We start from the raw sequence: 12,664 nt of genomic DNA, 5'->3' as shown, positions 1-12,664 counted from the left end.
GGTCAGTCCTGTTGGTCGGCCTGCGCCGGGTCATTGTCCGCGTTGGCGGCCGGGTCGTCGGTGTCCGGTTCGTCGGCGGCCGGATCGGTCGCTGTGTCGCCGGTCTGCGCGCTGCCGGTCTTGGTGGCCCGTCGCGGGTCGCTGTCGAGCACCAGCCCCAGCGCATCGAGCTTGGCGTTGGTCGCGGCGATCTCGGCCAGCACCGCGTCCGGGTTGCGTCCCTGTTTCGCGATCACCTCGGCTAGCGTCATGGTGCCCGAGCGGATCGACAGCAGGTTCGCCATCGCGTCCTTCTGCGGATCGACCGCCTCGAACTTCGGCGGCGACCATTCCACAGGCACGATCGGCGACGGGATCTGCCCCGCCGCCCATGCGGCTTCCGTGAACCACCGCCACACCGGGGCGCAGAACATCGGGATGAACAGCTGCCATTGGACGGCGTCGATCTGGCGGCGGAACTCCACGAGACCCGCCCGGATCGAGGAGTAGTTCACTTGGGACAGGTCCCCCGTCAGCAGCTCGTAGGGCACGCGGAAGCCTGCCGAGATCGTGTGCAGGCTCGCGCGCTTGTATTCGCCGTAGCCGCCCGTCGCCGAGGGCTGGTTGAAGCGGATGTCCTTGCCGCCGCGGGCATAGGCGATCAGCCCCGGCTCGAACTGTTCCACCCGGTTGCCGTCGGCATCGACCACGGAGGGCGCGATGCCCTGTTGCGCCTCGTCGTCGCCGAAGACGATGGCGGTGACGCAGGCCTCGGTCTTCTTGCGAACCAGTTCGGCCACTTCATAGTCGTCGAGATCACGCAACGACCGGATCACCGGCGCGCCCCAGGGGACGCCGCGCGCTTGCGTGCGCTGCTTCTCGTAGACATGGGCGATCTCGGTCGCGGGGACCGGGCGGCTCTGCAACCCGTTCTGCAAGGCCCCGTAGGCGTCGCCCGGATGCTCGGCATGCAGCCAGTAAGCCCGGCGCTTCCCGACCGGGTCGAACTCGATCCCCTGCACGAGGCGCCCTGCGCCGAGGGCTCCGGACTTGGTGGCGTCGAGGAAGTCGGCTTCCAGCACCTGCAATTGCAGCGGCACCGGCAGGCCGTCGCTCGCGCGCCGCAGGCGGCGGCGCACCAGAACCTCGCCCGCCTCGACCATCTCCCGGCAGATCAGCGTCTGCAGGCCATAGAAGTCAAGCTGGCCATCGGCGTCGCAGTCCGCCGTCCAGCGCTCGAACAGCGTATCCACCTTCCGGTCCAGCGTGTCGTCACCGCTGGCGGCGCGGGGCATGATCCCTCCGCCGATGATGTTGTTGACCAGCACCGCCACGGCCTTGGCCGCATGCGGGTTGTTGCGCACGAGATCGCGCATCCGGTCGCGCAAGAGCGCCCCGGCCACGTCGATCTCGGTGTCGGCCGAGGATCCCGGCGCGCGCCAGCCCTCGGTTCGCCGTCCTCGCGCGGCGCCGTCATAGCCCCGCGTCAGGGTCTCGAAGGCCTGCCGTGCCAGCACGCGCCGGGCCGCCATGCGCGGCGCCACCGATGCGATGGCGTGGTCGAACCAGTTGGCCGACATCAGCGGTCCCCGCGCGAGAAGCCCGCGAGCCCGGCCACGGGCAGCGGTCGGGTCGTCCCGGCGATGGCGCGCTCGATGGTGCGGATGCGGGCGAGCAGATCCTCGGCCGAGCCGTAATCCACCGACTTGCCGTCATAGCTGACCCGGGTCGTGCCGCTGGCATAGGCTCGGCGCAGCGCCGAGAGCTCGGTTTCCGTCCAGTCCGTCATGTCAGAACCATCCCTCCCGCCGCCCGAGCCAGTCGGAGCGGCGCTTGCCCTGCGGGGCCTGTCCCGGCCGGTTGACCTGCCCGGCGGGATCGGTGTCGGTGGGGGCGGCCCCGAGCTGATCCTCGAGATCGCGCCATTTCTCGTCGGACCAGCGGTCCGCGCCCGCGATCCAGGCGGCGGCGCGGGCATAGACCCGGCAGTCCAGCGCCTCGTTGCGCTCGCGCAGCTTCTGCCATTCCAGCCGGGCGAAGCCGCGTTTCGTGCGCACCGTCACCAGCTGTTCGGCCACGAACTGCTTCAGCCATTCGTTCTCGACCCAGTGCGGCAGGTGCACCGAGCCGGGCGGGAATGCCGCCCCGTCGGCCATGTCCTCCTCGGTCGGCCGCGCCAGCCGCAGGAACCGGTAGGTCTCGGCCTTGAAGGTCGACACCGCCACGGTCCAGAGCCGCGCCCCGCGCCGGAGGCGCTTGCCGCCCTCGGTCGCGTCCACGAAGGTCGGCCCCGACACCGGGCTCGAGCGGTTGAATCCCTCGACGCCCTTGACCGGCGACACCTGCCCAAACCCCTGCGCCCGCGACCAGGAATAGACCGCCGGGGCCTCGTAGCCCGTGTCGATCGCGAGCCGCGCTATCCGCAGATGCGCGCCGCGTTCGTGCGGCCAGGACCGGTCGAGCAGCGCGGTCAGTTCCGACCAGGCGTCATGCCGATCCGGCCCGCCCTCGATCACGACGTGATCGACGAGCCAGCTTTCCAGCCCGCGACCCCAGGCCCAGACATCGACCTCGATCCGGTCCTTCTGCACATCGGCCCCGGCGGTCAGGAACAGCCCGCCCGCAGGCACCGTGCCGGATGTCCAGCGCTCGCGCCGGTCGTAGAGCCGCTGCCAGTCCGGCGCTTCCCCGGTCTCGACCCAGGTCTCGCCGAGGATCGTGTTGCGGAACGCCTTGATCGCCTCGTCCGACCCCTGTGCCGCGTCCCAGGCCCGCACGATCCGCTCCCAGCTCAACCAGCCGATCGGCGAATAAAGCGCTGAAAGGTGATACCCGACCGTGGTCGGATCGGCGGCCGTGGCGGTTGCCCGCCATTCGCCGCCCTCCAGCATCGCCGTCTTGTGGTGTTCCGCGATTGCCGCGTCGCAGCCCTCGCAGTGATATTCCGCCGTCTCCGGGCGGCCCTTCTGCCAGCGCAGCCGGTCGAACTTCAGCCATTGCGCGTGGCCGCAATGCGGGCACGGCACGAAGAACCGCCGCTGGTCGCTGGCCTCGAACTCCCGCTCGATGCGCGACAGCCCCCGGATCGTGGGCGTCGAGACCAGCAGCACCTTGCGCCGATGGGCGAAGGTCAGCGACCGGGCTTCCGCCAGCGTGACCGGGTCTCCTTCCTCATCGGCCGAGGCCGGATAGGCATCGACCTCGTCGAGGAAGATGTAACGCGCGGGCGTCGAGCGCAGCCCGACCGCCGAGTTCGCGCCTGTCATGATCAGGATGCCGCCCGCGAATTCCTTGGACAGCATTGTGTTGCCCGCATCGCGGGAGCGCGCGGGTTTCACCCGCTCCCGCAGCTCGGGGCTCTCGTCGATCAGCGGGTCGATCCGCTGGCGCGAGTTGCGCTTGGCCAGTTCCACCGTCGGCTGGACCGCGAGCATCGGGCCCGGCGCCTGGTGGATGGCGAACCCGATCCAGTTGTTCCCGGCCTCGGTCGCGCCGACCTGCGCGGCCTTCATGAACACGATCCGCTGGGTCGGATCGCCGGGGCTCAGCCGGTCCATGATCTCGCGCATGTAGGGCGTGCGCACCGTGCGATATCGTCCGGGCTCGGCCGAGGCGCGGCCCGAGAGCATCCGGTGCCGGTCCGCCCATTCCGAGACGGTCAGGTCCGGGTCGGGCCGCAGCCCGTTGCCCCAGGCGCGCAGGATCTCGCCCGCGCCGTCGAAGTCCGTCAGGCCGCCGAAATCATCCTTGTCATCACCGGAAGTCGGGCCGGACCTCGGCGAGTTCGTCGAGGTGGGCGCGTACATGTTTCTCCAGGACCTTCTGCATCGCGGCTGGCTCCACGGCGATCTGCTGGCCCGTCGCGTCGCTGCATGAGACCGAGAGCTCGGCCGCCATCAACGCCGCCGCGCGCGCGGGCCAGTTCACCCACGCGTCCCGTTCCTCCCGCGCCAGCCGGAACACCAGCGCCAGCGCGCGGGCCCGTTCGATCAACTCCCCCTTCAGCTTCTGGAGCCGGATGCGCCGCTCCTGCGCCTTCAGCACTTCGTTGGCCGTCTTCGCCTGCAGGAATGTCGTGCCGCCCCCAACGGCCGGGACCGCCAGACCCTGTTCGCGCAGCGTCTCGCCGACGGCGGCCACTGCAGCCTCGGGAACAGGTTTCAGCTTCGGTGCGGGCGGCTTGCGGGTCTTCGACGGGTCCGTCGTCTCGGCCCGTCTGGCGTCGCTGGCCGCCGCATTGATGCTGCCGTCGGGATAGAGAACCAGCCGCTCGGCCGTCTTCGCCTTCTGGATCGCGCCTCGCGACAGCCCGACATGGGCGGCGTACTGGCGCTCGCTCATGCCCTGCATCGACGGCTCCGATTATCATTCAGAATCATGTGCTTATCGAGTTGATGAGCGCGGCGGACAGAGCGAACGTCACTCCAACGAAGCGATGCAACTCACCACGGAGCCACCACGATGACCACCCGCCTGAACCCGATCACCACCCCGCGTCACGAACTCCGCGCCGAGAAGGCGCGCCGGAACAAGGAGGCGGCACTCGCCGCCTTCATCGGCAAGAAAGCCGAGATCGACGAGATGCTCGCCCGCCTGCAGGCGCTCAGCGACGACCATTTCAACTGTGCCCCCGACGAGGCGGGCTGGGCGATGGTCGGCACCCTCGAACACTACGCCAGCCTCCTGAAGCGCATCACCGACAGCGCCTTCGGCGAGGGCGAACACGCCCGCTGATCTCCGGCGCTGCCGGAACTCCCGCCGCGCGCCCTGCGCGGCTCGGGGTCGTAGAAGGCGCCGCATGACGCGGGCCCGAATACGGAGACGACCCCATGACCAAGCTTTCCGATACCCAAGCCATCATCCTCAGCTCTGCCGCACAGCGCGAGGACCGCATCGCCTTGCCGCTGCCCGAGAGCCTCCGGGGTGGCGCCGCCGCCAAGGTGGTCGGCGCGATGCTCGCCAAGGGCTTCCTGCAGGAGGTCGACGCCAACACGCGCAAGGGCGAGCCCATGTGGCGCGAGAGCGGCGACGGCCACGGCGTCACGCTGGCTGCCACCGACGCAGGCCTCGCCGCCATCGGGATCGAGCCCGAGGACGCGAGGCCCGCGCTTGCGGGCGCGACGGACGCGCCGACCATGGAGTCCGCGCCGGACACCCCCACCGAACCGAAGGCTGCGCCCAAGACGCGCACACCGCGCGAGGGCACCAAGCAGGCCACCCTGATCGCCATGCTGAGCGCGCCAGACGGCGCGACCATCGAGGAGATCATGGCCGCGACGGGATGGCAGTCGCACACGGTGCGCGGCGCGATGGCCGGGGCGCTGAAGAAGAAGCTCGGGCTCGAGGTGACCTCGGAGAAGGTCGATGATCGGGGGCGCGTGTACAGACTTCCTGCCGCCTGACGCGCCGGACCCCGACAAGCTGATGGCCGCCGTCCCGCCGGGGCGGCGGTCGATCATTTGGCGCTCCGCATCCGGATCGCCTCGAACACCCGCCGCAAGGCGAAGGAACGGGCGATGCTCACCACGGTGAACACCGCACCCATCTTCAGGTTCTGGGCCAGCGTCGTGTGCAGCCCGAAGATCGGGAAGATCAGGATCTGCGTGACGACCGCGACGCCGTAGCCGACGATCACGTTGGCTACGGATTCGACCAGCGACATGGCGCGCGACTGCTTCATGTCGCCACCTCATCCATCGGCCAGCAATTCAGCTGCGAGAGTTCGCAGCGCATGCGCCGCAACCAAGGGGACCACGCCGTTGCCACAGAGGCGAAGCCGGTCCACCCGGTGGGCCAGCCCATCAGCGCCTCGACGAACAGCGGGTTCAAGGTCCGGCGCGGCTCGGAGGTATCGCTCCCAGCCAGCGGCGTCACCAGGACCTGGCGGCCAAGCAGGCCGTTCACCGGGGTGTTCGCGAGGCTCGTCGCCCCGTCCTTGTGATCGCGCGCCGTCGGCGTCATCCACATTCCGGCTGCATGGGTCAGGTCTGCTGTCCGCCGGTTGCCCGCGCTCGGCTTGCAGCCGTTGTTCGCCATCGGCGTCGGCCAGTCCCGCGCCATCCGGCCCAGACCCTTCTCGTCGCGCCTGTCGCCACCCCGGCTGCGGAAGCTGTCGATCTGCGGCGTCGGCCACATCGCGGCTGTCGTCGCGAGGTTCATGCCGTGCTGCCCCGCTTCCTGCGAGGGGGTCGGCTTGGTCTGCCGGTTCTCGTTGGCGCTGGCCCTTGGCGTCGGCCACAGCCGCAGCAGCTCCGTTCGGTTCCCGCCACTCGACCGGGTGCCAGAGCAGGCGCGCGGGGTCGGCCAACTCGCAGCCTTCGCGGATGGCAAGGATGAACAGCCGCTCGCGCTTGTGTGGCGCTCCGACTTCCGCCGCCGTGAAGAGGCCTGCCGCAAGGCGGTAGCCCATGCCGACCAGTCCTGCGGCGACTTCGGGGAAGCCGAGGCGGAGATGATGTGCGACATTCTCGAGGAAGACGAAGGGCGGTTCGACTTCGCCGATGATGCGGGCGACATGCGGCCAGAGGTGGCGCGGGTCATCCGCGCCCCGGCGTTTGCCCGCGACGGAGAACGGCTGGCACGGATAGCCCGCAGTGACGATGTCCACCGCGCCGCGCCACGGGCGGCCGTCGAAGGTGGCAACATCGTCCCAGACAACAGCCTGATCCAGGGACGCGTCTTCCATCCGCGCCACGAGAGTGGCTGCGGCGTAGGTTTCCCGTTCGACATGGCCCACAGCACGATATCCGGGGATGGCGATGGCGAGCCCGAGGTCGAGACCGCCCGCGCCGGAGCAAAGGGAGAGGCCGAAGAGGCATGCGTCTCCGGCCCCGGAAGCGTCTCCGGAGGAAGGTAAAGCCAGGTCATGCATGTCACGCGGCGGTCTTGCGCTTTCGCGCGAGTTCTGGGGCGGCATCCGGGTCCGGCGTATCGGCCCGGGCCTCGGCATCGTCGCCCAGCCGCTCGGTCCTCACCTGCGCGAAGGTCCGACCGTCGCCGTCGAGGATCGCGTCGCGGCCGGTCTCGGCTTGCCAGCGCTCCACGGCGACATCGACATAGGCGGGGCTGATCTCCATTGCGAAGACGCGGCGGCCATTGGCCTCGCCCGCCATGATCTGCGAGCCGGAGCCCGAGAATGGCTCGTAGCAGAGCCCGCCGCGCGCCACGTGCTGGCGCATCGGGATCCCGAAGGCGTCGAGCGGTTTCGGCGTCGGGTGGTCGGGCCGGTCGTCCTTGGCGAAGCTGGGCAGCGCCCATGTCGATGGCAGCGTTTCCTCGGCCACCTTCGGCGGGCGGTTCGGGCGGCGCCAGCCCATGAAGCAGGGCTCGTGCTTCCACAGGTAATGCGACCGGGTCAGAACCCCGCGGTCCTTCACCCAGATGATCTGCTGGTGCACGAAGGCGCCCGCCTTTTCCCAGCAGGCTTCCAGCATCGCCTGGCGGCGAGAGGCGTGCCAGCAGTACCAGGCGGCATTTTCGGCAATGGCTTCCGCCACGGCCGCCGCGATGAACCCGTCGTAAAGCTCGGCCCCCTGCGAACTGTCGTCCCAGGTCGTGCCGTAGGACGCCGACCAGTCCTTGTTCCGGGTCGGGTGGTTCGAGCCGTCGTAGTCCACGAGATACGGCGGGTCGGTCGCGAACAGGATCGCCCGCTCGCCGTTCATCAGTCGGCGCACGTCGGCCGCGCCGGTGCTGTCGCCGCAGAGCAACCGGTGGTCGCCTAGGATCCAGAGATCACCCGTCCGCGATGCCGGGTTGCGCGGCGGTTCGGGGATGGTCACCGGCGGCACGGAGCCCCCGGCGCCACCTTCTTCACCGTCGTCTTCCGCGACGTAGGCCAGCAGCTTGTCCAACTCGCCGTCGGAGAAGCCGACGAGCGACAGGTCGAAATCCTCGGCCAGCAGATCGTTCAGTTCCGCCGACAGCAGCGCCTCGTCCCAGGTGCCCAGCTCGGTCAGCTTGTTGTCCGCGATCCGGTAAGCCCGGCGCTGCGCCTCGGTCAGGTGCCCGAGCACGATCACCGGCGCTTCAGTCAGCCCGAGCTGCGTCGCGGCCAGCACCCGGCCATGGCCCGCGATCAGCTCCCCGTCATCGGCGACGAGGCAGGGCACGGTCCAGCCGAACTCGGCTATGCTGGCTGCGATCTTCGCGACCTGGTCCGCGCCATGCGCCTTCGCGTTCTTCGCGTAGGGCTGGAGCTTGGCCAGCGGCCACGTCTCGATCGCGTCCGGTGCGAAGCTCAACGTCATGATGGGCACGGTTCCTCGGTCGGGTGGATGCCGTTGGCTTGCGGACTCCGGATGCCGGGCCGGACTCCACACGGGGTCCAGCGGCTACCAGCGGTGTCCGGTCGGAAGGCCAGCGTTCATTGGTGTTTGCGCGGGGCGCGCGTGGCTCCGGCTTACGGGTGGCTTCCCAAAAATCCGGCCCTGTCGCTGGCGATGTCCCGCGCTTCGCCCGCCAGCATACGAATATCGCCAGGAAGGAACCGGAAACTGCCGTGGGCTGGACCCCGGCCGGACCCTTGCTGGATACCGGGGTCCAGAAGGCCCCCGTCAACGCAAAGGGGAGAGCGGGCTTTCCAGCGCACTCTCCCCATCTTGCCTTCGGAATAGCACGATCATGTTGCAGATGTCGAAGGAAAAAGTGTTGCAACACATTGGAGTCACTGCGCATTCAGCCGCGCAGCGATCTTCGTCAGCGCCAGTTGCCAGCGACGCCACGCCGTCGTGCGGTCGCAGCCGAGTTCCCCGCTGATCTGCTTCCACGGCACGCGGGCCGCGCGGGACCAGACCAGCTTGCGCTCCGCCTCCTCGATCCAGAGCACCCAGTCGAAGGTCTGCTCGAGCCGGGAGATCGCGGCGGCCGAGGGCCAGACCCGCATCGGCTGCGGCTCCATCGCCGCGATCTCGCGGCTGGTCCGCACGATGTCGGGCCAGGTGTTGAAGTAGCCCTTCGCCTTCACCGGCGGCAGCTTGCGCAGCGTGCGGAACGCCTCCTCGAAATGATCGGCGACGCAGTCGGCGGTCCATTCGCGATCAGCCATGGCGCACCTCCCTGTCGGAGGGACGCGGGCCGTAGAGCTTTTCGCCGAGCTGACGGACCAGTTCACGCTCGGGCCAGGTGAGGCGGTCGTCATCGGCGGAGACCGCGAGGACGCCCTGTTCCTGCCAGCCCTCGCGCTTGACCTGCTCGGGATCCCGGCGTCGGCCGCCGTAGCCGTGGGGATGCCATCTCATGCGACACCCCCATTCGTCTCGATCGCCCAGAGCAGGAGCGCGATGGCGTCGGCCTCGTTGTCGTCAGCCGGGCTGAAGCCGCGGGCGCGAACGGCGGCGACCATCGCGGCCTTGTCGGCGTTGCCCTTGCCCGAGGCGTGACGCTTGATCGTGCCGACCGGGACGCCCTCGTAGGGCACGCCGCGCAGCTCGGCCCATGCGGTCAGCGTGGCCATGAGCCCGCCGTAGATGTGGCTCGCGTCGGTGCCCGCGTGGCGGCGGACCTCCTCGAACCAGATCGCGGCGACGAGCCCCGACAGCCGGTCGATCTCGGTCAGCCAGTTGGTGAAGCGCAGGTAGCGCATGCCGCCCCCGTCGAAGCGCCCCGGGCGCAGCGAGACGGTGCCACTGGTGATCAGGCCGTCATGGCCGCGGATCGCCCAGCCGGTCGAGGTGCCGAGGTCGAGCGCGAGGATGCAGCGGTTGTGGGGGGTGTCGAGCGGCAGCGCTTCAAACCTTGCGCCGTCGCAATTCGTGATCAGAGTCGGCTGAGCCATGATGAGCCTCCTTTGCCGGGGGCTGTGGTGGTGGAAGACGACGGCGGTCTGGTGCTTGGCGGTACGGGGCCGCCGTCGTCGGATCGGAGAGCAGAAGGGAGCGTCACGGCGGCGCGCGCGGCTGACCCGGACGTATGGGAGGAGTGGCCAACCCTGTGGGGTGGCCCTCCCATACGTAGTATGGTGGTTTGACACCTAACTGTTCCGAGGAGGGCAAGTAGCTGAAATCATTGTGGAATAAGACTTCATGAAGTCTTTGGGCGTGAGTCAGGGACCTAACTCTTATTTGCCCGTAACCCGTTGATTTCGTTGAGTGCACAGTTGGCGCTGTCATATGAGTCAGGCCTCACTCATATGAGTGAGGTCGTCCTCCAGCCCCTCCGGGTAGACCCAGACGGCGGGGTTTTCGACCTGCAGGCAGAGCCCAGATTGGGGGCATTTGAAGTGGCTGGGCAGGACCGGACGGGCGGTCGTGGTGACCTCGCCGGTGTCCGGATCGACATGCTCGTCGGGCGCGCCGAACTGCATGCCTTCCACGCAGAGGTAGCCGAACCGGGACCGGGTGACGGGGAAGCCGAACCCCGAGGGGTCGCGCAGGAACTTCACGAAGCCCTTGGTCGACAGCACGCTGAGGCGCTCGCGGATCGTGTGCTTGCTGCCCAGACCGCCCCGGTTCTCGAAGGTCTCGGCGAACTGCATCGCGGTGTAGAGGCGCTCGCTCGCCGCCTCATCCAGCAGCATGCCGAGGATTACATCGTGCTTGCGCAGCCGCTCGGCATCGAGTTTGGCGCCGACCTCCTTGCGCACCAGGCGCTCGTTCAGCGGGTTCAACTCGACCCACTCGCCCTTCACCTTGTCGATCAGCTTGCCCGGCAACGCGGGGCCGTTGCGCAGCTCTATCTCCAGCCTGCGGACGCTGCTGTCCTCGTCGGGCCGGTGCATGAGCAGCCCCGAGGTGTAGAAACCGCGCAGCGCGCTGGCGCCGGAGAGCGCGAGGAAGGGATCGTCCTTGACCTGATGCTTGCTGGCCTTGCGGGTGTGGTGGGCGAGGATGACGCCCGCGTCCGGATTGACCGCCTCGCGCAGGAGCTCGACCCGGTCCTTCAGGAAGAACATCATGGCGGTGTTGTCGTTCTCGCCGCCGCCCTCGGGGCCGCCATCGAAGAGATTGCGGATCGGGTCGATGACGATGATGTCGGGCGGCGCATCGGGGAATGTGGCCCGGATCGCCTCGGCCGCACGGGCGACGCCCTCCGCATCGAGCAGCAGCTTCAGCTTCGGCGTGGCGATGAAGGTGTCGCGCGCGGCGGCGATCACGGCGGCGGGCAGCGCGATCTGCTGCATGCGCTCGCGCAGGTAGTGATACTGGATCTCCGCCTGAAGGTAGAACACGCGCAGCGACCGGGGCGGCGTGAAGCCAAGGAACGGCACGCCAGCGGCCATGTGCACGAGCCAGCAGATCAGGAAGTCGCTCTTGCCGACTTTGGGCGCGCCGCCCAGCACCAGGAGCCCGCCCGGGGTCAGCACTCGGGGGCCGATGATGTCCTCGGGCATCGGGCTCGTGTCGTCGAGCAGCGCGCCGAGGCTGAAGGTCGGCAGCGGGCTGGCCGGGGCATTGGCATGGGCTGCGCGCAGGAGCGGCGGACCGTTGCGCTTCACATGCAGCGCCCAGAGCCGTTCGGACTCGGCCTGCAGCCGATCGAGCGGCCAGGACGGGCGCAGCATGGCGGCGTTGTAGCCGCAGATCGCCTCCCAGCCCGCGAAGGGATCGAGGCGGCCCTCGTGCACCAGGCGCACGTAGTGGCCGATGGCGGCGCTGGCTCCCTGGAACCGGGACCAGTCGTCTACCGCGCCTTCGCGCACCGGCGTGGTGAGCACCGCGTCGATGCCGGGCTTCGCGGTCGGCGCGGCAACGTCGCTGGCGAAGCCCACGCCTGGCAGCGGCGGCATCTCGGCGACCTTGTCGGCGAAATCCGCAAGGTCCACCTCGACGTCGCGATGTTCGCGGATCTGCACGAGGCGTTGATGGCCGTGCTTGTGATAGACCGTGCCGGGCACCCGGATCGGCTGGTGCGCCGAGCGGAAATGCGTGTCGCCGCCGACCTTCACGGCGATCTCGCCGCGCAGGCGGCAGAGGGTGACCAGGTCGTCACCCTCGGCAGGTTCGGTCAGTTTCCACCAGACATGGAGCTTCGCCGCCCCCTCGGGCGTGCGCCCGCCGCTTTCGATGATCAGCGTGGGCGCGCCGAGGTGGCGTGTGACATGGCCCAGCTTGGCCGGGATATCGCCCGCGTCGAGATCCACGACGATGGCCTGCATCTGCAGCACGTCGGCGGCGCGGGCCTGGCCCTGCTCGGCGACGGTGCCGGGGATGACATAGACCGCCGCGCCCTCGCGGTTCGCCCACGCGGCGAAGGTCGCGAGTTTCCCCGGCGCGGTATCATCGGCGGGGATCCAGATGTTGTGCGGCTTGCCGTCCCGGCCCTGACCCTTGTCGACGAAGCCGCGCAGCGGGATCAGCCCTTCGCACCAGCTGAACACGGTGTCGAGGAAGACGGCGATCTGCTCGGGGTCGGGGTCGCAGCCGAAGGGGTTCTCGGACGGTGGCCCGTCGTTGAAGTCCATCCACGGGTTGAAATGCAGGATGCCGTCGTCGCTCATGCCGGCAGCCCCCAGCAGCGCTCGGACCACGGGCAGAAACGGCATTCGAAGAAGTCGGGCGTGGTGGCGACGCGCGGCAGAAGCTCGCCCGCGTCGGTCGCCTGCAGGATCCGCACGCCTCGGTCGGACATGCGCTGCGCGAGGTCGGCGTCGAAGGGCACCAGTTCGTGGTGCATCTCGGCCGTGTCCTTGTTGATCGCGGTGAAGAGCGCGGGCGCGGCCGAGATGCCGGGGACCGTTCCTTCCATG

The 12,664-nt window shown here is 69.1% G+C and carries 14 protein-coding genes and 1 pseudogene; 2 read left to right on the top strand and 13 right to left on the bottom strand.

The genetic code is table 11. The annotated features are described in order from the left end of the window. Positions 1 to 2: 2 nt before the first annotated feature. From M3465_RS09480 to M3465_RS09465, 4 genes are read right to left on the bottom strand one after another with little or no spacing between them, the layout of a single operon-like run. Complete coding sequence (locus tag M3465_RS09480; protein WP_249501477.1) at positions 3 to 1,559, bottom strand: phage portal protein; 1,557 nt, start codon at positions 1,557 to 1,559, stop codon at positions 3 to 5. Then, positions 1,559 to 1,768, bottom strand: coding sequence for a phage head-tail joining protein (locus M3465_RS09475; protein WP_028030714.1), 210 nt, complete (start codon positions 1,766 to 1,768; stop codon positions 1,559 to 1,561). Before M3465_RS09475 ends, M3465_RS09480 begins: the two co-directional genes overlap by 1 nt. A gap of 1 nt (position 1,769) precedes the next feature. After that, positions 1,770 to 3,785 carry a phage terminase large subunit family protein gene (locus tag M3465_RS09470; protein WP_249501476.1) on the bottom strand — a complete coding sequence of 672 codons (2,016 nt, stop codon included), beginning with the start codon at positions 3,783 to 3,785 and terminating at the stop codon, positions 1,770 to 1,772. After that, positions 3,733 to 4,329, bottom strand: coding sequence for a hypothetical protein (locus M3465_RS09465; RefSeq protein ID WP_249501475.1), 597 nt, complete (start codon positions 4,327 to 4,329; stop codon positions 3,733 to 3,735). The genes M3465_RS09470 and M3465_RS09465 overlap by 53 nt, the downstream gene beginning before the upstream one ends. Positions 4,330 to 4,440: 111 nt before the next feature. On the opposite strand from M3465_RS09465, the gene M3465_RS09460 reads away from it, so the two are divergent. After that, the gene (locus M3465_RS09460; protein ID WP_036751164.1) at positions 4,441 to 4,713 is read left to right on the top strand and encodes a hypothetical protein; all 273 of its coding nucleotides are present in this window, start codon (positions 4,441 to 4,443) and stop codon (positions 4,711 to 4,713) included. A gap of 95 nt (positions 4,714 to 4,808) precedes the next feature. Next, a complete protein-coding gene (locus tag M3465_RS09455) occupies positions 4,809 to 5,381 on the top strand; it encodes a DUF3489 domain-containing protein (RefSeq protein WP_249501474.1) in 573 nt (190 codons plus the stop codon). A 53-nt stretch (positions 5,382 to 5,434) separates the two neighbouring features. On the opposite strand, the gene M3465_RS09450 is transcribed toward M3465_RS09455, so the two are convergent. The 9 genes and pseudogenes from M3465_RS09450 to M3465_RS09410 all read right to left on the bottom strand — a co-directional run bounded on the left by M3465_RS09450 (position 5,435) and on the right by M3465_RS09410 (position 12,663). Next, positions 5,435 to 5,659, bottom strand: a complete 225-nt coding sequence (locus M3465_RS09450) for a DUF7220 family protein (protein ID WP_249501473.1) — start codon at positions 5,657 to 5,659, stop codon at positions 5,435 to 5,437. After that, positions 5,656 to 6,138, bottom strand: a complete 483-nt coding sequence (locus M3465_RS09445) for a hypothetical protein (protein WP_249501633.1) — start codon at positions 6,136 to 6,138, stop codon at positions 5,656 to 5,658. The genes M3465_RS09450 and M3465_RS09445 overlap by 4 nt, the downstream gene beginning before the upstream one ends. A gap of 205 nt (positions 6,139 to 6,343) precedes the next feature. Then, positions 6,344 to 6,850 (bottom strand): annotated as a pseudogene (locus M3465_RS09440) (DNA cytosine methyltransferase); the annotation flags it as partial. Position 6,851: 1 nt separating this feature from the next. After that, on the bottom strand, positions 6,852 to 8,228 hold the full coding sequence (locus tag M3465_RS09435) for a site-specific DNA-methyltransferase (RefSeq protein ID WP_249501472.1): 1,377 nt from the start codon (positions 8,226 to 8,228) through the stop codon (positions 6,852 to 6,854). A gap of 416 nt (positions 8,229 to 8,644) precedes the next feature. Next, a complete protein-coding gene (locus M3465_RS09430) occupies positions 8,645 to 9,025 on the bottom strand; it encodes a DUF6362 family protein (RefSeq protein WP_249501471.1) in 381 nt (126 codons plus the stop codon). Then, positions 9,018 to 9,218, bottom strand: coding sequence for a hypothetical protein (locus M3465_RS09425; RefSeq protein WP_100929098.1), 201 nt, complete (start codon positions 9,216 to 9,218; stop codon positions 9,018 to 9,020). Before M3465_RS09425 ends, M3465_RS09430 begins: the two co-directional genes overlap by 8 nt. Continuing rightward, complete coding sequence (locus M3465_RS09420) at positions 9,215 to 9,754, bottom strand: hypothetical protein (protein WP_249501470.1); 540 nt, start codon at positions 9,752 to 9,754, stop codon at positions 9,215 to 9,217. Before M3465_RS09420 ends, M3465_RS09425 begins: the two co-directional genes overlap by 4 nt. 339 nt (positions 9,755 to 10,093) lie before the next feature. Beyond that, positions 10,094 to 12,415, bottom strand: a complete 2,322-nt coding sequence (locus tag M3465_RS09415; RefSeq protein ID WP_249501469.1) for an AAA family ATPase — start codon at positions 12,413 to 12,415, stop codon at positions 10,094 to 10,096. Further along, positions 12,412 to 12,663 (bottom strand): hypothetical protein, encoded by a 252-nt coding sequence (locus M3465_RS09410; RefSeq protein ID WP_249501468.1) that lies wholly within the window; start codon positions 12,661 to 12,663, stop codon positions 12,412 to 12,414. The genes M3465_RS09415 and M3465_RS09410 overlap by 4 nt, the downstream gene beginning before the upstream one ends. Position 12,664: the final 1 nt, after the last annotated feature.

This window comes from Marivita sp. GX14005 (assembly GCF_023370775.1).
Taxonomy (GTDB): domain Bacteria; phylum Pseudomonadota; class Alphaproteobacteria; order Rhodobacterales; family Rhodobacteraceae; genus Marivita.
This window is presented reverse-complemented; position numbering and strand designations above follow the sequence as displayed.